The organism is Nocardia sp. NPDC058499 (assembly GCF_042719915.1).
GTDB lineage: Bacteria > Actinomycetota > Actinomycetes > Mycobacteriales > Mycobacteriaceae > Nocardia.
In genome coordinates, this window is the sequence record NZ_JBHXMZ010000002.1 from 1,036,550 (window position 1) to 1,055,956 (window position 19,407).

The 19,407-nt window shown below is 67.0% G+C and carries 22 protein-coding genes and 1 tRNA gene; 15 read left to right on the plus strand and 8 right to left on the minus strand.

Annotated features, from left to right (window positions below):
- Positions 1-291 precede the first annotated feature (291 nt).
- Positions 292-489: a hypothetical protein gene (locus tag ACFWPH_RS09885; protein ID WP_378749305.1), complete on the plus strand. Its 198-nt coding sequence runs from the start codon at positions 292-294 to the stop codon at positions 487-489.
- On the opposite strand, the gene ACFWPH_RS09890 is transcribed toward ACFWPH_RS09885, so the two are convergent.
- Positions 477-1,124 (minus strand): TetR family transcriptional regulator, encoded by a 648-nt coding sequence (locus ACFWPH_RS09890; protein WP_378749307.1) that lies wholly within the window; start codon positions 1,122-1,124, stop codon positions 477-479. The two genes, ACFWPH_RS09885 and ACFWPH_RS09890, sit on opposite strands and share 13 nt — an antisense overlap.
- A gap of 162 nt (positions 1,125-1,286) precedes the next feature.
- Positions 1,287-1,949: a TetR/AcrR family transcriptional regulator gene (locus ACFWPH_RS09895; RefSeq protein ID WP_378749505.1), complete on the minus strand. Its 663-nt coding sequence runs from the start codon at positions 1,947-1,949 to the stop codon at positions 1,287-1,289.
- A gap of 359 nt (positions 1,950-2,308) precedes the next feature.
- Between ACFWPH_RS09895 and ACFWPH_RS09900 the strand changes: the two genes are divergently transcribed.
- From ACFWPH_RS09900 to ACFWPH_RS09925, 6 genes are all read left to right on the plus strand, one after another.
- Positions 2,309-2,379 (plus strand) — tRNA-Gln (locus ACFWPH_RS09900).
- A gap of 102 nt (positions 2,380-2,481) precedes the next feature.
- Positions 2,482-3,060 (plus strand): hypothetical protein, encoded by a 579-nt coding sequence (locus ACFWPH_RS09905; protein WP_378749309.1) that lies wholly within the window; start codon positions 2,482-2,484, stop codon positions 3,058-3,060.
- Between the two features lie 246 nt (positions 3,061-3,306).
- Positions 3,307-4,794, plus strand: coding sequence for a bifunctional UDP-N-acetylglucosamine diphosphorylase/glucosamine-1-phosphate N-acetyltransferase GlmU (gene glmU, locus ACFWPH_RS09910; RefSeq protein WP_378749311.1), 1,488 nt, complete (start codon positions 3,307-3,309; stop codon positions 4,792-4,794).
- Complete coding sequence (locus ACFWPH_RS09915) at positions 4,794-5,774, plus strand: ribose-phosphate diphosphokinase (protein WP_378749313.1); 981 nt, start codon at positions 4,794-4,796, stop codon at positions 5,772-5,774. Before glmU ends, ACFWPH_RS09915 begins: the two co-directional genes overlap by 1 nt.
- A gap of 171 nt (positions 5,775-5,945) precedes the next feature.
- The gene (locus ACFWPH_RS09920) at positions 5,946-6,191 is read left to right on the plus strand and encodes a hypothetical protein (RefSeq protein WP_378749315.1); all 246 of its coding nucleotides are present in this window, start codon (positions 5,946-5,948) and stop codon (positions 6,189-6,191) included.
- A 603-nt stretch (positions 6,192-6,794) separates the two neighbouring features.
- A complete protein-coding gene (locus ACFWPH_RS09925; RefSeq protein WP_378749317.1) occupies positions 6,795-7,631 on the plus strand; it encodes a hypothetical protein in 837 nt (278 codons plus the stop codon).
- A 20-nt stretch (positions 7,632-7,651) separates the two neighbouring features.
- Here ACFWPH_RS09925 and ACFWPH_RS09930 read toward each other — a convergent pair whose 3' ends face one another.
- The gene (locus ACFWPH_RS09930) at positions 7,652-7,903 is read right to left on the minus strand and encodes a hypothetical protein (RefSeq protein WP_378749319.1); all 252 of its coding nucleotides are present in this window, start codon (positions 7,901-7,903) and stop codon (positions 7,652-7,654) included.
- 86 nt (positions 7,904-7,989) lie between these two features.
- Here ACFWPH_RS09930 and ACFWPH_RS09935 point away from each other — a divergent pair, with 86 nt between their 5' ends.
- On the plus strand, positions 7,990-8,907 hold the full coding sequence (locus ACFWPH_RS09935; protein ID WP_378749321.1) for a ribonuclease Z: 918 nt from the start codon (positions 7,990-7,992) through the stop codon (positions 8,905-8,907).
- A gap of 114 nt (positions 8,908-9,021) precedes the next feature.
- On the opposite strand, the gene ACFWPH_RS09940 is transcribed toward ACFWPH_RS09935, so the two are convergent.
- Positions 9,022-9,231, minus strand: a complete 210-nt coding sequence (locus ACFWPH_RS09940; protein ID WP_378749323.1) for a hypothetical protein — start codon at positions 9,229-9,231, stop codon at positions 9,022-9,024.
- 87 nt (positions 9,232-9,318) lie between these two features.
- On the opposite strand from ACFWPH_RS09940, the gene ACFWPH_RS09945 reads away from it, so the two are divergent.
- Complete coding sequence (locus tag ACFWPH_RS09945) at positions 9,319-9,519, plus strand: hypothetical protein (protein WP_378749325.1); 201 nt, start codon at positions 9,319-9,321, stop codon at positions 9,517-9,519.
- Between the two features lie 48 nt (positions 9,520-9,567).
- Here ACFWPH_RS09945 and ACFWPH_RS09950 read toward each other — a convergent pair whose 3' ends face one another.
- On the minus strand, positions 9,568-10,029 hold the full coding sequence (locus ACFWPH_RS09950) for a winged helix-turn-helix transcriptional regulator (protein WP_378749327.1): 462 nt from the start codon (positions 10,027-10,029) through the stop codon (positions 9,568-9,570).
- Between the two features lie 113 nt (positions 10,030-10,142).
- Between ACFWPH_RS09950 and ACFWPH_RS09955 the strand changes: the two genes are divergently transcribed.
- Positions 10,143-11,051 (plus strand): NADP-dependent oxidoreductase, encoded by a 909-nt coding sequence (locus ACFWPH_RS09955; protein WP_378749329.1) that lies wholly within the window; start codon positions 10,143-10,145, stop codon positions 11,049-11,051.
- 132 nt (positions 11,052-11,183) lie between these two features.
- Here the strand turns inward: ACFWPH_RS09955 and ACFWPH_RS09960 are convergent, their stop codons facing one another.
- The 3 genes from ACFWPH_RS09960 to ACFWPH_RS09970 all read right to left on the minus strand — a co-directional run bounded on the left by ACFWPH_RS09960 (position 11,184) and on the right by ACFWPH_RS09970 (position 15,454).
- Complete coding sequence (locus tag ACFWPH_RS09960; protein WP_378749331.1) at positions 11,184-12,440, minus strand: CHAT domain-containing protein; 1,257 nt, start codon at positions 12,438-12,440, stop codon at positions 11,184-11,186.
- A 118-nt stretch (positions 12,441-12,558) separates the two neighbouring features.
- Positions 12,559-14,073 carry a tetratricopeptide repeat protein gene (locus ACFWPH_RS09965; protein WP_378749333.1) on the minus strand — a complete coding sequence of 505 codons (1,515 nt, stop codon included), beginning with the start codon at positions 14,071-14,073 and terminating at the stop codon, positions 12,559-12,561.
- A gap of 1 nt (position 14,074) precedes the next feature.
- Complete coding sequence (locus tag ACFWPH_RS09970) at positions 14,075-15,454, minus strand: hypothetical protein (protein WP_378749335.1); 1,380 nt, start codon at positions 15,452-15,454, stop codon at positions 14,075-14,077.
- 659 nt (positions 15,455-16,113) lie between these two features.
- On the opposite strand from ACFWPH_RS09970, the gene ACFWPH_RS09975 reads away from it, so the two are divergent.
- The 5 genes from ACFWPH_RS09975 to ACFWPH_RS09995 all read left to right on the plus strand — a co-directional run bounded on the left by ACFWPH_RS09975 (position 16,114) and on the right by ACFWPH_RS09995 (position 19,261).
- Positions 16,114-16,407: a pentapeptide repeat-containing protein gene (locus ACFWPH_RS09975; RefSeq protein ID WP_378749507.1), complete on the plus strand. Its 294-nt coding sequence runs from the start codon at positions 16,114-16,116 to the stop codon at positions 16,405-16,407.
- A gap of 743 nt (positions 16,408-17,150) precedes the next feature.
- A complete protein-coding gene (locus ACFWPH_RS09980) occupies positions 17,151-17,693 on the plus strand; it encodes a lipoprotein LpqH (RefSeq protein WP_378749337.1) in 543 nt (180 codons plus the stop codon).
- Positions 17,694-18,048: 355 nt separating this feature from the next.
- Positions 18,049-18,372, plus strand: coding sequence for a type VII secretion target (locus ACFWPH_RS09985; RefSeq protein ID WP_378749339.1), 324 nt, complete (start codon positions 18,049-18,051; stop codon positions 18,370-18,372).
- Complete coding sequence (locus tag ACFWPH_RS09990; protein WP_378749341.1) at positions 18,369-18,542, plus strand: hypothetical protein; 174 nt, start codon at positions 18,369-18,371, stop codon at positions 18,540-18,542. The genes ACFWPH_RS09985 and ACFWPH_RS09990 overlap by 4 nt, the downstream gene beginning before the upstream one ends.
- 80 nt (positions 18,543-18,622) lie before the next feature.
- Positions 18,623-19,261: a hypothetical protein gene (locus ACFWPH_RS09995; protein WP_378749343.1), complete on the plus strand. Its 639-nt coding sequence runs from the start codon at positions 18,623-18,625 to the stop codon at positions 19,259-19,261.
- The last annotated feature ends 146 nt before the right edge of the window (positions 19,262-19,407 follow it).

A 19,407-nucleotide genomic window follows, 5' to 3' on the forward strand; every position in this document is an offset into this window, starting at 1 on the left:
ACTGGTAAGCCCTGGTCTTCACTCGTCCAGGCTCGGGAAACCCAGGATGGGCGCGCGCTGTTGACTCCTGTCTACGGGGTGGACCGTCCGCGAAGGGGCGGGCTGTAATTTTGGAGACGCTCCGCGTCTCGAGGGGTGGGGCCCTTGGAGGCCCGGTTCTTCACTCCTCCGCTCCTCCGCTTCGCTCCCCCGCTCCGTCGCTCCAGAACCGGGCGGGCCCCACCCCGGAGTCGTGACCCATACGGATGCTTGGAAAAGGTGGAGTTCAAGGCGTCCCCTGGAACGAACCACGTGAACGTGACCAAAACGATCCACGTGAACGTGACCAACGGCGGCGCCGAGTCCAGCGAGGCCCTCAGAGGTTTTGGCCCGTCCATGCGTTCAGCACGCGAGACAATGCGCCGCAGGCGCGAGTATCGCGTGCTGAACGCATGGACCAAAGGGGCCAAAACCCCGCGCGCGCCAGCGCGCCAGTATTACGGCACGTAGCGGCGGAGGCGGCGGGCGGCGAATTCGCGGAAGTAGGAGACCTTGTCTTCCGGGACGATCGACGGGATCAGGAAGTACCAGGCCCGTTCCATGCGCGACGCCATCTGGTCCATCGATTCGGTGCCGACCGCGACGATATGCATACCGGTGGTGAGCCCGTAGAGCAGCAGGCCGATGGTTTCCGGGTCGAGATCGGGGAGCAGATCGCCCTGCGTGATCGCTTTCTCGGCGAGCGTGCGATAGGTCTCGCCCCACATTTTGGCGATATTGTCGCCGTTGGCGCCGCGGTAGTCGCCGATCTGATGGGTCAGTTTGAGCATCGCGCCGACCATCGGATCGTTCATCGACAGATCCGCCACCACGTAGGTGATACCGATCGCCGCTTCCAGGGCCGGTACCCGGGAATCGAAGAAACCCTTACAGGAGGCGGTGAGCCGCTCCTGCCCCTGGTCGACCACGGCGCGGGCCAGTTCTTCCTTGGACCCGAAGTGAAAGTACAAGGCGCCCTTGGTCACGTTGAACTGCGCGATGATCTCGCTGAGGCTCGCATTGGCGTAGCCCAAGCGCAGAAAGACATCGGCAGCGCCCGCCAGGACGGAATCGCGGGTTATCTCCGCGCGCGCTTGCCTAGCCATCAGCTCCGCCTGTCATCCCAATAACCAGCCATCCTGAAGTAGACCGACATTGTCGAAGTAGACCGACTTACCGCCCGAACAGCACCCAAAGGATGGGTGAACCGTACCATCCGTGCCGGGTACGGTTCTCGATTCGCCGGCCCGCCGGAGTTCGCGGACAGTTCACGCACGGTTATCCGAACTGCCCTGCCCGCCGGGTGAGTTCGCCGGACCCGTCCCCGGGACGGCCGGCCATTCCGAGCTCAGCTGCGGATCGGCCTCGAGGTGGCTGAGCCCGTTCCAGCACAGATTGACCAGATGCGCGGCCACCACTTCCTTGGACGGACTGCGCACGTCCAGCCACCAGGTGGCGGTGGTGGCCACCATCCCGACCAGTGCCTGTGCGTACAGACCCGCCAGGCTGGTATCGAAACCGCGGCGATCGAAATCGCCGGCCAGCAGGTGCGCGACCTGGCTGACGGCTTCGTTGAGCAGGCTCGAGTACCGGCCGTCGGTCGAGGAGACGGGCTGGTCGCGCACCAGGATGCGGAAGCCGTCGGTGCGCTGCTCTATATAGGTGAGCAGCGCGAGCGCCACCTGTTCGAGGCGGACCCGGGATCTGTTGTTGGTGAGCGAGGACGTGATCATATCGAGCAACATCGACATCTCGCGGTCGACCACTACCGCGTACAGGCCTTCTTTACCGCCGAAATGCTCGTAGACGACGGGTTTGGAAACCTGGGCGCGCAACGCTATTTCCTCGATCGAGGTGGCGTCGTACCCTCGTTCGGCGAACAGCGCGCGCCCGATCTCGATCAACTGCCGGCGCCGCTGCGTACCGGTCATCCGCTGCCGGGCCGGTGGAACCTGCTCGGCGATCTCTTTCGCACCCCCACCGGCCGGTGACTCCCCGACCGTTCGCGGTTCTCCCGACGACACGTTCCCGCCTCCCTGGTTACCGGGGTCGCCGATACGGCCGGATCCGGGCCAGCGACCAAAACCATCGAGACCAACTGTCTCAGACCTGCCGCGACCCGGGTCACGCGGGCATGCTGTGCGCCCGCCCGGCACGGCGGGAGCGGGCCGTATGACCCGCCCGACTGATCATCGGCAGCCACGGTTCGACGAAAACCGGGGTGGCATGCGATTATCGTTGCCGTGTCTGGGCACAGCGGCGGGTGACCGATGATCCACCGGTGTGACAGTCCGCCGTGGTGTAATGGCAGCACCTCTGATTTTGGTTCAGATAGTTCAGGTTCGAGTCCTGGCGGCGGAGCAAATGGCGAGAGGTGCATATTCATGTCCGCCGCAACCTCGCAACCGTTGACCGGGACTATCGGGCTCGCCGCAACGCCACCGTCTTCCGCCTAGGAATGCCATGTCCAAGACACCGAAGGCACTTCCCTTGATCGCCGCCGCCCTCACCACTGCCGCCCTCGCCACCGGACAGGCCTCGGCACAGTCCGCTGTGGAGCCGGGCTCTGCGGGGTCGGGCTCGGCGGGGACCGGCTCTGCATGGCCGGGCTCTGCGGGGTCGGGCTCATCACTGTCCGCCGTGGGGCCGGGCTCGACACTGGGCCTGTGTTCGATCACAGCGACCGGATACGCGGACGGACAGCCTGTCGCACTCACCGCCGGGCACTGCACACTCGGGCTGTTCGGGGCGATCCGGCTACCCGACGTCGACTGGGCCATGATCCCCCTATTTCCCGGCACGCCGACCCACAACACCCTCCCGAGCGGCGAGCGGTTGACCGCCCTGGGGGCGCCCGGCGGAGCCCTGTGCAGGTGGGGGCAGCGGAGCGGGACGCGCTGTGACGGATACACAGGTATCCGAGTGGGCGACTCCGGCGGACCCGTGTACCGGCCGAACGGGGACGGCACCGCAACCCTCGTCGGGATCACCAGTTCGAATATCCAATACTCCAGCCTGCCACCGGGGTTTTCTCTGTCGTGACCGCACGCATGCGCCCGAACCCTTCGGCGTCGTGATCGTCGGGCCCGGTTCCCGGCGAGGCTGATACGCTCAGCACCCGTGCAGCGCGACAGGGTGCCGTCATCGAGTGGGTAACCCTTACCCATGGCGGCCTCTTCGTATGCCCGGGAAATCCCTCGCTCGGTCCCGATCCGATCTGGGCAGTTCGGGTCCTGGCGACGGAGCAGCTCGCGTGCACGACGACCATCGTCGGCCCGAGGGAGATTCATGCAGGAGCAGACCGCCGTCATCGTGCTAGCCGCAGGTGCCGGTACGAGAATGCGGTCGAAGAAGCCCAAGGTGCTGCATCCGCTGGCCGGGCGCAGCATGCTGGCGCATGCGTTGTACGCAGCGCACACCATCGACCCGCACCATCTGGTGACCGTCGTCGGGCACGACCGGGAACAGGTCGGCGCCGAGGCCGCGGGCGTGGCGCTGGAACTGGACCGGACCATCGTCCCGGTCGTCCAGGATCAGCAGCTCGGTACCGGGCACGCGGTGCAGGTGGGTCTCACGGGACTGCCCGCCGAGTTCAGCGGTGATGTGATCGTCACCTCCGGCGATGTTCCGCTACTCGACGGCCACACCCTCTCCGCGCTGCTCGACGAGCATCGCAGCTATCCCGACCGGCCCGCGGTCACGGTCCTCACCTTCGTCCCGGACGACCCGAACGGTTACGGGCGGATCGTGCGCGATGCCGACGGCGAGGTCGCCGAGATCGTCGAGCACGCCGACGCGACGCCGGAGCAGGCCACCATCACCGAGGTGAATTCCGGTGTGTACGCCTTCGATGTCGCGGTCCTGCGCACCATGCTCGGCCGGTTGTCCACCGCCAATGCGCAGCACGAGCTGTATCTGACCGATGTCCTGAAACTCGCCCGCGAGGCCGGCTACCCCGTGCAGGGCGCCCGGCTGGTGGATTCGGCCAAGGTCACCGGCGTCAACGACCGGGTGCAACTGGCCGCCGCGGCGCGCACCCTCAACCGCTACATCGTGGAACGCCATATGCGGGCCGGCGTGACGATCGTCGACCCGGCGTCCACCTGGATCGATACCGATGTCCGGATCGGCCGCGATACCGTCGTCCGCCCGGGAGTCCAATTGCTGGGTACGACGGTGATCGGCGAGGACGCGGAAATCGGCCCGGACACCACGCTCACCAATTCGATCGTCGGCGACGGTGCCCGGGTGATCCGCACGCACGGCGAAGGCGCGAAAGTCGACGCAAATGCGACAGTCGGGCCGTTCAGTTATCTGCGCCCGGGCACCGTTCTGGGCGAATCGGGCAAAATCGGCGCATTCGTCGAGGCGAAGAATGTCGATATCGGCAGACATACCAAGGTTCCGCATCTCACCTATATCGGCGACGCCACCGTCGGTGAGCACAGCAATATCGGAGCATCCAGCGTTTTCGTGAACTACGACGGCGTGGACAAGCACCGCACGGTCATCGGATCCCATGCGCGCACCGGCAGCGATACGATGTTCGTCGCACCGGTGACGGTGGGTGACGGCGCATATACCGGAGCGGGTACTGTGCTGCGGGAAGACGTCCCGCCGGGCGCGCTCGCCGTGTCCGGGGGTACGCAGCGCAATATCGAAAACTGGGTGCAGCGGAAACGTCCAGGTACCGCTGCAGCGAATGCGGCGGCGAAGGCACTCGCGGCCGATGATTTACCGGATCGGGCAACAGAGCTTAAGGATGGCAACCAGTAGTGACCGCGTCATGGATCGACAACCAGAAGAACCTGATGCTCTTCGCCGGACGGTCGCACCCAGAACTGGCCGAGCAGGTGGCCAAGGAATTGGACGTCGAAGTCACCCCGCAGACCGCACGTGATTTCGCGAACGGGGAAATCTTCGTCCGTTTCGAAGAGTCGGTACGCGGTTCCGACGCCTTCGTATTGCAGAGCTTCCCGGCGCCGCTGAACCAGTGGCTGATGGAACAGCTCATCATGATCGATGCGCTCAAGCGCGGTTCGGCCAAGCGGATCACCGCCATTCTGCCGTTCTACCCCTACGCCCGCCAGGACAAGAAGCACCGCGGCCGCGAACCGATCTCCGCTCGGCTCGTGGCCGATCTGCTCAAAACGGCCGGTGCCGACCGCATCGTGACGGTCGATCTGCACACCGATCAGATCCAGGGCTTCTTCGACGGCCCGGTCGACCATATGCATGCCCAGCTGCAGCTCGCGGAGTACATCCGCAACAACTACAGCCTGAACAACATCACCGTCGTATCCCCCGATTCCGGCCGTGTCCGGGTGGCGGAGAAATGGGCGGATTCGCTGGGCGGGTCGCCGCTGGCGTTCATCCACAAAACCCGCGATCCGCTGGTGCCGAACCAGGTGAAGTCCAACCGTGTGGTCGGTGAGGTCGAGGGCCGCACCTGCATCCTGATCGACGATATGATCGACACCGGTGGCACCATCGCCGGCGCGGTGAACGTGCTGAAGGAAGCCGGTGCCGGTGATGTGGTGATCGCCGCGACGCACGGCGTGCTGAGCTCTCCCGCCGCCGAGCGGCTGGCATCCTGCGGCGCCAAAGAGGTCGTGGTGACCAATACGCTGCCGATCACCGAGGACAAGAAGTTCCCGCAGCTCACGGTGCTGTCCATCGCGCCGCTGCTCGCCCGCACGATCCGCGAGGTGTTCGAGAACGGTTCGGTGACCGGGCTGTTCAACGGCAACGCCTGATCACATCTCGGCGGTAACCGCTATTTCTATCGCACCAGCCCCGGACAAACTGTCCGGGGCTGGTGCGTCTCCGGGGCGGATCAGGGCGATCGGTGTGGCCAGGTACGGATGGCTCGCCATGACTGCTCGCGGTCTCTCGACGTAGCCCCGCAGCGGCGCATACTGGATGGTATGGATCGCGAACCACAAGAGCCCGATATGGGCGACGACGACCAGTTGGACGAGGTCCGCGCCTATGAACGCACTATCGAGGACCCACCGGACGACCTGCGGATCCGCAACCGGGAAAGCGATGACGACCGGCTGGGCATAACCGAAGAGCTGGCCGAGGAATCGGACCGCCGCGACCTTTCCGGCGAGGACAACCGCCCCGCCGAAGCCGCCGCCATCCATATCGAGGACGAACCCGAAGGCTGACGCTCACCCACCGCGGTACCGACTACGAGCCCTCGACGATCCGACCGAGGAGACGTGATGAGCACACCGCAGGACCCGCGCAACCCCGGCGAGCCGCGAGACTCCGGCGAGCCGCCGCCCCATCACCACCGGCCATCGCAACCCGAAGGCGGGCCGGCACAACCTCACGGCGAGCCGCCGGTGGACAGGGACTCCGGGACCGGCGGTCACCGTCCAGGCGAGCAAGCGTCGGGCGACCGGACTCCCGAAACTCCGGACGAACCGTTCGTCACGCCCTCCGCCCCGCAACCGCCGGACCATACGCAGGCCCCGGGGCACAGCCCGCAACCGCCGGACGAACCTGCCGCCGCGGCCGGAGCCCCGCAGCCCCCTTCGCAATCCGGCGTTCCGACCGGATCAGGCACAGAACCGGGCGGCGCCGGGGCAGACCGGTCCGCCGGTGGCGAGACGCCGAGATCTTCTGAGGACCCGCCCACCGAATATCTCCCGAAGATTCTGCACCGCGAGTCGTCCGGCGCCGGTTCGAGCCGGGCCGGCGGCGAAACCGCGCCGGAGAGCCCCGCGCCCGGAGGGAGCAGCCCCGCCGACGACCACCCGACTCAAATGTTGCCCAAACAACCCGAGCAACCAGGTGAACCCGGCGCCGAGGCACCGCAAATGGACAAGGGGACCGCGGCCTACACCCACGGGTGGCAGCCGGGCTCGTCCGAACAGCAGCCGGGTCACCAGCCGATGGGCGAGGTCCCACCGCAGGCGTGGTCCGCGCGACCGGAGGAGCAGGAACCGGGACAGGCCTGGCAGCCCCAATCACCCGGTCAGGCCGGCTACTCCCAGCCCGGCGGCACCCCCTATCCGCCGCCCGGCGCATACGGCAGCGGGCCCGGACAGCCGGGAGAGCAATCCGGTTGGGGCACCCCGCCCGGTGAGCAACCCGGCTGGGGCGCCGACCAGCCGGGGCAGCAGGGCTGGAGTGGGCAGCCCGGTTGGGGAGCCGATCAACCCGGCCAGCAGGGTTGGGGTCGGGAACAACCCGGCCGGCAGGGTTGGGGTCAGGAACAACCCGGCCAAGCCGGCTGGGGCGGACAACAAGGCTGGGGCGGTGGTCAGCCCGGGCAGCAAGGCTGGGGCGGTGGTCGACAACCCGGCGGTTATCCCGCCTATCCACAACAGCAGTACCAACCCTATGGCGCCACCCAGGAACCGGAACGCTCCGGACCGCAGGTCCTGTCGATCATCGGTTTCGTCTGCGCTGCGGTCTCACTGCTGTTCTGCCCACTTTTGTTCGGCATCGCCGGCATCGTTCTCGGGGTAGTCGGCCATATTCGCGGCGAATCACTCGGAAAATGGGCGGCTATCGCGGCCGGTGTGTGTCTGATCATCGGAATGATCCTGGCCCTGGCGCTCTCCGGAATGGACATGGTCCCCATTGAAACTTCTTAGGGATGTGAGGTTCAACGCTGTCACATATCGGCGAGGACCACACCGACAGCGCCGGCCAGATCGAGACGTAACCCGGCATACTTCGCCCGCACAGCCTGTGCGGTAGCGAGATCGACGTGCTTCAACTCGGCAAGACGGTAGCGTCCTTCGATCATCCGGGCCGGCAAGGCATCCGTGACCTGCATCGCCGCGTCGAAGCCGAGGTCCCGATGGGTGAGGTGGTCCAGTTCGGTGAGCACCAGCGGTGAGACGAGCAGCGTTTCCCGCTCCATGACCGCAAGCGCTGCCTCATGTTCGATCTGGTTATGGTCGACTCATGGCGATAATCGGTCAGTCCCGGCGACTACGGAGGTCGTAGATGTCGCAGCGGGAGCTGGTGGTTCTGGGCACCGCCAGCCAAGTGCCGACCGCGCATCGTAACCACAACGGATATGTGCTGAGGTGGGGCGGCGAGGCGATCCTGTTCGACCCGGGTGAGGGCACACAGCGGCAGATGATCCACGCCGGGGTTTCCGCGACCGACCTGACCCGCATCGCGATAACCCATTTCCACGGCGACCACAGTCTCGGGCTGGCCGGGGTGATGCAGCGAATCAATCTGGACCGTGTCCCGCACCCGATCGACGCCTACTATCCGGCGTCGGGTCAGCGGTATTTCGACAACCTGTGCGACGCCACCGCCTACCATCGGACCGTCGAGCTCCGGTCGCACCCGATCACCGAACCCGGCCCGCTCGCGGCCCCCGGCGCACCCTTTCGACTGACAGCCGCCCGGCTCGACCATCCCGTCGAGGCCTTCGGCTACCGAATCGCCGAACCCGATTACCGCGCGATCCTCCCCGGCCGCCTCGCCGACCTCGGCCTGTCCGGTCCCCTCGTCGGCCGGCTACAGCGGGAGGGCGCGATCACCTGGCAGGGCCGCACGGTCCGGCTGGCGGAAGTCAGCACGATCCGGCGCGGACAGAGCTTCGCGTTCGTCATGGACACCCGCCTCTGCCCGGCGGCCCGCGAACTCGCCGCCGATGTCGACATGCTGGTCATCGAGGCAACCTTCCGCGACGCCGAGGCCGACCTCGCCGCCGAACACGGCCATCTCACCGCCGGCCAGGCCGCCCGCATCGCGGCCGAGGCCGGAGTACGAACCCTGGTGCTGACGCATTTCTCCCAGCGCTACCGCACGCTGGACGCTCACCTCGTCGAAGCGCGGCGGGAATTCGCCGGGGATATCGTGGTCGCCACCGACCTCACCCGCATCCCCCTGCCATCTCGCCGCTGACGAACCGCCGAGTGATATCCGCCCGACGCGGACTCGCCTCTAAGCGGACGGGAACTGGCTTCGTGCCTGATGATTGCGGATTCCAAACCCGATTGGGTGTTCACGCCGGCGCTGCTATCCCCGATCCGCACCTCGGCGTGGATCAGCAGCCCGTCGGTATCGTCGGCGTGCGCTTCCGGCGTCCTCCCGCCCGTCGAAGACGTTGCCGAGGAATTCGATGAATCCCCGCGCCCCGCCCGGCCCCTTGACTGCCGCAAAGGCGTTCACGCTGCCGTACCCATTGCCGAGTTCCGAACCGGACATGATCAAAGGTGATGTGGTCATGCCGAGAGCATCGCATCGCTTCCGGCGCCCCATGCGCTTCCGCCCGCCGCAGCGCCTCGTCGCAGTCGGTCACATTCACCTGTACGGGTGATCACCGAGACGACGTCGTTCTACGGTGCGTCGTCGCTGGCGCGGTTCATCGATCCGTGGAGCAATGTGTGGTGGTTGTTCGGCCCGGCGATCGAGGGGACGCCCGAACCGACGTGGGATCCCGAGGCGGAAACCGAGGAATCCGAGATCCACGCGACGATCTGCCAGGCCCTGCGGGATCTGCGCCCACCTCGGTAACAGCCACCCGTCCGCCGGGCAGTGGCTCCACCGACACCACGGGCGGGCCTATACCGACGCCCTCGCGAGCTCGGGGGATGCGCTGTCGAACCGTGTGCGGTGGTCCTGGACCTCGTCCATATGGGCTTCTGCCCATACCTTGATCCCGCGGATCACCTGGTGCAGGGACAGGCCCAGGTCGGTCAGTTCGTAGGTGACGGTGACCGGCACGGTCGGGGTCACCGTGCGGGTCACCAGGCCGTCACGTTCCAGGGAGCGCAGTGTCTGGGTGAGCATCTTCTGGCTGACGCCGGCCAGCCGGCGGGACAGTTCCGAGTAGCGCATGGCCCGGGGTTCACCGGCGCAGTGTCCCGCCGGGTGCGGTCCGTCGCTGCCGAGCGCCGCCAGCACCAGCGCCACCCATTTGCCGGAGATCCGGTCGAGCAGCTGCCGGCTGGGGCAGTCCGCGAAGAATGCGTCGTAATCGGCCTTCTCCTGGGCTCGCTGCTGCGCCGCCGTCATCGTCGCCATGACCGCACCTTCCTACTCGCGGGTGAGTTACGCACTTCTGAGTGCCTACTTCCCATTGGAGAGTTACCTCTCCATTCTGGAGTAACAACACCGATTACTCCAGAGGAGGCGCAATGTCCACCACATTCCGTACCGCAGTCGTCCGCACCCCAGGTGGTCCCGATTCGATCGAGTTCATCGACGTGCCGGTCGTAGAACCCGGCCCCGGCCAGGTCAGGGTCGCGATCGCCGGTACGTCCGTCAACCCCGTCGACCTGGCGCTCACCGCCGGTGTCTTCCATCAGATGGGGGTCGTCACCCAGCCCGACCACACCGGCCTGGGCACCGATTTCGCGGGCACCGTCGAGGCCGTCGGCCCGGATGTGGATATCGCGGTCGGCAGCCGGGTCGCGGGTACGGTCGACGGATTCGATCGCGATTTCGGTACCTACGCCGAGCAACTCGTCGTGTCGGCAAGCGATATCGCGGTGGTCCCCGACGAGCTCGAACTGACCGCGGCGGCCACGGTGCCGCTCAACGGCCTCACCGCGGCGCAGCTGGTGGATCTGCTCGGCGAAGGCGGCGGGCGCAGCCTGCTGGTGACCGGGGCAGCGGGTGCGGTCGGCGGCTATGTCGTCACGCTGGCTCAGGACCGTGGCTGGAAGGTCACCGGACTGGCCCGGACGCAGGACGAGGAGTTCGTCCGCGGTCTCGGAGCGGATTTCACGACGACGGCTGTGCCGGGCTGGGACGCGGTCGCCGATACCGCTGTTTTCCAGGAGAAAGCCCTTCCGCTGGTCCGCGACGGCGGTCTGTTCGCCGGTGTCCGGCCGGGCGGCGAACCACCCGCCGAGCGCGGGATCACCGTGCGCGCGGTGTCGGTACGCCCCGACGGCGACCGGTTGGCCGGGTTGTTGAAAGACACGGTGACCGGCCGGCTCCCGGCGCGGGTCCATGCTGTCGTCCCCCTGGACCGCGCCGCCGACGCCCACCGGACGGTCGCGCAGGGCGGTATTCGCGGCAGGTACGTCCTTCAGCCCTGAGCTGGGTACCAGCCGAATGCTTCCGGCGCACCTCCGCCCCTCGAACGAAAGGCCGGCAAGCGCGACAGATCCTGCGGTCGACGAGGTAACCGGTCCCGGCACCTCGCCGGGACCGACCGGCCCACTCGATTGTCAGGTGGTGAAGGTTGCGAAGGAGGACCACAGCAGCGGCGAATGTTCGACGGCACCGGTCGAGCGCCAGCGATGTAACCGCTCGCGCTGCCAGGCGGTGAGTGTGGGGACCGGGTCGTCTGTGTCGTGGGCGGAGTCCACGGCACAGATCGTGTCCTGGAGCGGGGCAGCATCAGGGGCGGCGCCGAAGCGCTGGAAGGCGAGGTCGGTCGGGAGGGGCCAGCGGGTGGCGGTGACCAGTTCCGCGCCACCGGTGACCATGGCGGCGATCAACCCGAGCGCTTCGGTGAATCGCAGATCGCCGCCGCTTTCGCAGGCGATCAGCGCGACCCGGGCGGGTATCGGCCAGAGTTCGTTACCGGCAACGGGTTCCGATTCCAGGGTATAGGTGCCGAGCAGGAGGTCTTTCGCGGAAAGCGGTCGGTGGTCGCGTTGCGGTTCGGCGAAACCCACGGTGTCCGCGGTGCAGGCCAGATGCAGTTCGGTGTTCTCGCTCTGCCCCGATTCGGGGGAGGCCGCGGTGACATGCCCGACATAGATCAACCGGGACGCGCCGGCGCGCAGGGTTTCCGACAGCCAGTGGCGGTCGAGGTCGGTGCGCCGGAAAGCGGCCTGCGGCTCGGGGACGACGGGGCGCAGCCGGCCGGCGGCGAGGTGTCCGGCGATGCGCGCGGCGAGCGGTGTCGGCCGGTCCATCCGGCCCAGGACCGAACCGAGCGCGGAATCGGCACGGAACCCGGGCACTCGGGGGTCGAGGACCGCGACCACCGGCAGGTCACGTGAGGCCGGCCACGACCGCGGAACCCGTATCGGTGCGTGCACGATCCCGGCCGGGACCAGCAGGCTGATATCGGCGATATCGATCAGGCGGACGTCGGGTGCCGGGGCGAGAACCTCCCACGGCACCTGCGCGACCCGCGGCGAGGGCTGCAACCGGATATGCGGGCGCACACCACGCTGATACAGCTCGTACAACTGACCGGCCAGGTCGTAGGGCAGCAGCGCGCGGGACAGGTCGCGGGCGAGCTCATATTCGGTGCCGGGCGCGGCGAACGCCCCGGAGGTGAGCGCTTTCTCTAGGCCACCGGGCACCTCGGGGGCGGGTAACGCCGCGGACAGGTTGCCGACGGCCGCGTCGATATCGTCGCCGGGCAGCACGGTCACACCCGGCAGCGCGGACCCGTCGGTCCACTGCCAGGACATGTAGAGATCGCCCGCATCGGCCATCCGGACCACTACGGTCGGCCGGTCACCCATCAGTCCCTCCGCCGGTCGAGCGGCCATCTCGGCCGCCGCCCCGCTTGTAGTGCATCATCGCTGTGCCGTGCTCGGCAATCGCCGCCGCGGGGCTCGTAGCGCCGGCCGTGTCCTCGTTTCATGCCGGGATCACCCGATCCTCCCGGAATTTTCCGCCGTAGCGGTGTTCGGCGGCCTCGATGTAATCGGCGAGCGCGATCCGGGCGCCGGGTTCGACCGCGAGACGTGGCGGCGGCGCGACGGGTAGACCCGCAGAGGCAGCGACCTGGGCCAGTGCGGCACCCAACTGCAGGGGTCCGGGCAGCTCGGTGACGGCGGGTGGATTCGGGGTGTCCAGCGGGAACTGCGGACGTTCGACCGGTTGCGCGCGGTCGATATCCACGGTGGTTCCCGCGCAACGGGTTTCGATCAGATCGGCGAGCAACGCACCGTCCTGGCAGAGATGGGCGAAGCGGAACGCCAGTCGCATCGCGGGTTCCGCTATTTCCCGGTGCCATTGTTCACGCCGGCTCCCGCTCGGCAGGGTGTAGCGGACGGCGTCGATGGCGATCGCAGCCGTAACCGACAGTGCCCGCCCGAGAGCCACCAGTTCCGGGGCGGGCTCTTCCAGATCATCGATGACCATCTCCAGCAGCACCGCATGCCAGTAGTCGAGTTTGGCGCATTCGCTACCGAGTCCGCGCTCCGCATAGATGATGAACGAGCCGTCCAGGAGCTGCTGCCCAGCACCGACCCTGCCGTACGCGAATTCGATGGTCGCCAGCCGGCATTGCAGCGCCGCAACGTCGAGCAGCGCACCGGAAGCCTGGAAATGGTCGAGGCTGCGCCGATACCACTCCTGCGCACGATCGAGATCCCCGCGGCGTTCGGCGAGGAAACCGCGGATCTTCCAGCCGATTCCGGTCCGGTGGGAGAGCCCGGTCCGCTCGTAATACAACTGGGCGGCCTCGACGAGTTCCCCGGCCTCGTCGAGCCGGTCCAGGCGCAGGAAGATCTGGGCCAGGTTCTGCTGGGTGTCGGCGAGGGCGTTGTGGTTACCGGCCTCGGTGAACGCCGTCAGCGCCTGCCGCGCGAAATCCACGCCGAGGTCGCGGCGGCCGGTTTCGAAATAGGCGACGGCCAGGTTCATCAACGAATAGCCGGCCAGCTCCGGGGTGAACCGCAGTGCGGTGTTCAGGGATTCGGTGGCGATATCGATCGCACGGTTCCACTGGGCGCGGTAACTCGCGACAGCGGTCAGCGAGAGCAGGCACGATACGCGCAGGACACCGAGCTCGTCGGCGTCGGCGAGCAGCGTGCGGGCCTGTTCCAGCGCGTCCTGCGCCTCGTCCAGCGCACCGAGGTGCTGCAGGGCCTGCGAATAGTTGATCAGTGCCGAAGCCCGCTTCTCGACGGCATCGCCGGGGATCTCGCCGAGCACGGCCCGGTACCGGGTCACGGCGCCCTCGTGATCGCCGAGTTCGTCGTACACACTGGCGGCGTTGACGAGGGCACTGGTCCGGACACCGTCGGTGGTCGTGTCCGCGGCGTGCTCGAAAATGCGCAGCGCCTCGGTGAGATCGCCACGGTTGTGCGCGGCGGCACCCTCGTGCAGGAGTTCCACGCCGGGCGGCCGGTTCCCGGGTTCGCTCATCTCAGAAATCCGAATCCTCCACTGTCGCAGTTATTTCCGATCGCAGTGGTGCGATATCAGCGAGTGAGTAGGCCCCGGATTCGCCGGTTTCGGACGGTTCGGCGGCGCAGGGCGCGACCTCACCGGGCCGGCCCGTGGCCAGCCGGAGCCTGTTCCGCGCGAGTTCCCGCACCCTCCGCCGCCGTTCGGCATCGGCCGCCACAGCCGGGATACGCTGCGCGACAGTATCCCCGGGCTCTCCTTTCTCATCGGAGATCCGCGCTGGCTCGACAGCCCAGGATGGATGCGGCGGCTCGACCGGATCAGCTCCGCGCGGACGCCCCGTTGGCTCCGGCTGCGCGTAAGGATCAGTCGCATGCGGAACCTGCGCGTCCGCAGCGGCGGCATCGAGGCGGTGGTCGACTGCCGACTCCCCCGGCTCCGAACTACGGGGCCGAACGGATGCCCGGGAGTGCTCCGGCAGCGTGCCCGCCGGAGCGCTGCGGCCCACACCTGGCACGTAGATCTCTACGCCCAGCACCGAATCCGCAGGTTCCACGGACTCGCCCGTCCAAGCGTCGCCGTTCAATTCCAGGGTGATGTCGAGGAATCCATCCGGAGTGCGGATCACGGCGTGGGGTTGCAGGTAGCCGGGAAGATCCGCGGTGCCCCCCGGGGCGGCGACCGCGTGTACCCGGGCCACCGTGCTGCCTGCTGTCCGGAACAACTCCCATGACACGGCACGCTCGGAGGCATCGACAACGCCGGCCGGACAATTCCGCCAATCCCAGCCGGCGGTACCGCGTGCGAGCACCAGGTCCGCACCCCGGCCGGGCAGGTTCGCCCCTGCGGCGAGCGCGTACTCGTCGGCGCGCGCTGTGGTCCACTCGGGCACTCCAGCGTCCGAGAAAGTTACTGCATCGTCTTCGAGGCCGGTGTTCGTCGTGGCGTCCGCGCCGTCGACCACGCTTTCGCAGAACTCCGTCAGCTCGGCGATTTCACTGTCCAGCAGTGCCGGGTCCAGCGCGGCGATATCGTCGATGGTCGAGGCCGGCCACCAGCGCGCCGCCCAGTGGGCGTAGGCGAGACGCCGGACCGCCGCCGCGAGATCAGGGTTGCCGGGCCGGACGGGGAGATCAACCGGCTCGGTGTACGCGTCGGCGGCGAGTGCGATTTCGGCGCCGTAGAGCGCCCACAGCCATTCCTGCGCGGCATCGAGGTCGTGCAGGGTTGCTGCCGCGATGCGCTGACCGGCCGTCAGACTCCAGGTGAGATAGCCACCCGCGACTTCGAGGATCGCCGTATCCACGCCGGGGTCGGTATCGGCCGCGGCCGGAGCGGCGGCTGGGCCGATCGACCACAGGTCCGGTCGTAATCGCCGGATACGCACCATATCGGCCATCAGACAGCCCTCGATCCGGCCGTCGCCGAGCCCGGTCCGGCCGCCTGCGTGCTCAGAACCTTGCGGACGCGGGCGCGGTGATCGAGGACCACCGACCGCGCGATTCCGTCCAGCAGGTCCCAGAGTTCGTCCGGTTCGGCGACCGGCAGTTCCCGCACATCGCGCCCGTGCAACCGGACCCACAACCTACGCAGATACGGCCGCCACGGGGTCCGCAGTTCGGCCGCTATCGCGGCGAGCGGATTACCGTCGCCGGAGACGGGATGGATCGCCAGCCGCCGCGCCTGCAGAACGTAGGCTTCCCGCTGCCACCGGCTGTTGACCAGGCGATGGGCGGCCGTTTCCGGTATGCCGCCCGCAGGCGTCTCCGGGCCTGCCGACGCAGTGATCGGGGTCAGCCCGAGCGCCAACTCCACACCCGCCGCGGCGGTGACCCGCAAGGATTCGTCGAGTAGTGCCCAGGGCGCGCAACTCCGGGTGATCTCGGTGGTCACCAATTCCGGAATGGGTGGAAGGTCGGCGCGTTCGGTCGACACCTGGAGGACGGTGAAAACCCGCTCGTAGACGGTGCGGTCGAACGGCAGGCCCAGCGCCGCGGTCGACGCCGACGAACCGAGCGCGGGTCGACACGGAACGGGTTTTTCGGTGAGCCCGAGCAGATTCGCGTCGTACCGAGAACAGGACGCAACCCCGGTCCGGCGCCCCCTCGCCACTGGACCCGCCTCACGCACGCCCGCCTCACGCACGCCCGCCTCACGCACGCCCGCCTCACGCACGCCCGCCTCACGTACGCCGACGCGCTGCACGGGCGCAGCGGTCGGCTCGGCAACTGGGCCGGCCCGAACGTTTTCGCAGGTTGCGGCCGCAATACCCGGCGCCGGCCGATCACTGCTGCCCGCCCAGAACGCGATACCCGTATGGACCCCGATGTGGGCGTCGATCAACCGCCGTAACAGTTGCCGGCCGGGTGCGGTACCCCCTTCCGACCGGGTCGCGACCGCGAGCTCCAGAAGTTGCCGTAATTCGCCGGTGCATTCCGGCGCGGCAGGCGGTGGCGACGGCCGGCGCTCCCAGGCCGCTTCCAGCAACCCGTCCAGTTCAGCCGCCCGCGCGGGATCGGTGAGATCCTCCTTCAGCGCCTGGGTGGTTCGGCCGGCGGCGAATCCGTGGATCTCACGCAGCACGGCCTCGGCGCGTAACCGGTCGCGTTGCGGATCGGGATGGCCGCGGGTGGCGGCGAGTTCGAAACAGCGCTGAAAGTACAGGTCCTGGGCGTTGCCCTCGGTGATCCGCAGCTCACGCCGGACCTGTTTGAGAAGCGTGAACCAGGCGGCGGTCGCCCGCAGCGCGTCGGCGTGGGCGCGGACCCGGGCCGCCAGCAGGGTCGCACCGTCGGCGGAAAGAACCGCGCCCGCGCAGCCCGGATACTGGACCGGCCGGATGACGAGCGGGTCGAGGATCAGTTTCACGGTCCGGCGCAGCGGCCCGCCCTGGGGTCCGCTCAACGCCTGCACACCCTCGAGACCGCGCCACACCTCATCGAGCACCATGGCCCGCGGTCGTCGCATGAGCCCAGGTTATCGGAGTTCAGGACGGTTCGCGGCGGCGAAAGTTGGGATCGGTAGGTGCGCGCGAGTTCCTAACTTTTCTCTCGGGCGGCCGATCGAGCCGCGACACCGAGAGAACAGGATCCACCATGAACACCACGCTCTTCCGTATCGGCGCCGCCGTCCTCGCCGCCTCCACCATCGCACTGACCTCGGCCTGCGGTGACGATGCCGCGAGCGGCACGGCCACCCCGGTCGCCGACGCTCCGGCGACGGAATCCGCCGCCCCGGCAGGCGACACCGGCGGGGATTCGAAAGCTCTGGTCGACGGGAAAGAACTCACCGCCGACTTCGACACCACCTGCGCGAAGCAGGGCAACACGCTGGCGCTGGCACTCACCGATACCGCCAACGAGCAGTACGGCCAGTTGAGCGTCAGCGCCGGCATCCTCGACGACAACACAGTGCAGGCGGTGGCGATCGCGGGCAGCCAGGGCGGATCCGACGGGATGCCGTACGCCGTCGGTTACGGCAACGGTCAGCCGGGCGGGTCCGCGCAGGTAAGCAAGGACGGTGACACCTACACCGTCACCGGCGAGGGCATCAGCGCACCGGATATGACCAACCCGATGGCCGGCCCCGCGACCGCGAAATTCGACATCACCTTCGCCTGCTCCGACATCATCGGCTGACATGCTCCGAACACCCGGCTCCCCGTCGCCCTCCGCACCCTCAGGGTGTCCGGGTGCGACGGGGTGGCCCGGTTTCCGGACCACGATCCCCACCGGAGTTGTCGTGATCCGAGCCATTCGGTCGCCGGCATCACCCCCGGTTGGATCAGAATTCGAGTTCGGTCCAAGCGATACGGATGGGAAACGGGGTGACCAACAGCCCTCGGGTTCTCGGACGCGTCTCAGACCTAACTCCTTCCACCTTGACATATTCTGTTGTGGCGGTGTTACAGTCGGCTCCTTCATACTCGGGAGGGTTGCGTGACGACGGTGGAGGCGTCACCTCCATCGAATCAAGCAGGGGCAGGCATTGGGGATGGGATACGAATTCAAGGTCACACCAAGTGATATAGACAACGCCTCGGACAAGTTGAAAAGACTTGCCGACGCCGGAATGAAAGCTGTCGCGTATACCGAAAACAACTTCGACCTCGAGGGAAGTGCCGGCCTTGCGCTGAAGCCCTTGATGGATCAGGTGATCGAGATGTGCGGCGGGTTGTCCGGCAACTATTCACAGATGAGTTCTATCACGACCGCTGCCGCAACAGAATTGACGAAAGCGGCACAAATCTATCAAACAACGGATATCGATGTCGCCGAATCGCTCGACAAAACATACTCCACGAAAGGCGAGAAATGAGCGAGGCGATCGATCCGTCCACCAGGCTGGCCACTCCAGAGGTCGAGGAATGGTGGTCGACCGGCGGCAAGCTGGTCGATATGGCGCTGGGAAACGCATACAGCGTCTCCTACTATCTGTCCATAATCTCGCACTTCCGTGAGCGGAATCAGAACGGCTGGCTTCGATGAGAAGGACTATCCGGGCGCGCGAGTTCTATCGCCCGAACAGTGATGCCGAGTTGTTCAGTGACACGTCCACACTGGATCCGATGCCCTACCAGCGTCGATGGACTCATGAGAACGACGCGATCGTTCGGCTGCGCCGACCGCCGACACCTATTCCCAATGTTGGCCGTCTGTGGGAGAAATCGAACCCGCCGCTCCGGGTGGCGCCGCTCGAACTGGAAGTCGCCCAACCACTGCCGGAGGTGTGCGCCGCGCACGGAATACAGGCGACGGGCTCCGCAACCGTGCGAACCCTGTTCTACGACACCGACGCACACCCACGATTCCACAACCCTCGCACTATCCAAGAATCATGGAAAGCGCTGAAGGGCGACGCTTGGTTTGCACCTGTCTCGACGATTGTCGCCGGCAAGTGGCCGATATGCCCGCGGTGCGCACGGAAAGTTCGGACCTACCGCCACGTCGCATACGGAATCCTCGCCATAATGGCCGCCAACTTTGTGGCCTTTATAGTGACGAGTTACGCACATATCGAATGGCTCAAACCTTGGCTGGGTTCCGTCTTTTGTCCCGGTTCGATACTCGGTCTCATTGTTATTGTGCAACTATTCGCCAAATCCGGCGACCCCGTGAAGCTCCGGCCGATCTACGATGAACGTTTCGCCTTCGTCCAAGCCCACCCCAAGTTCCGCCAAGCGTTACAAGAGGATTGCCGCCGGTAAGCCGTTGATCCGGTTTCAATAGAGAGGTGAACGGCGCTGGCTGAACACGAGTCCATGGATGATCTGCGGCGGGAGCGGTTCGCTCGCCGGGATTTCAACGCTGCGGAGTACGAGGCAGGTCGAGAAGAAGCGCGGCTCGCCATTGA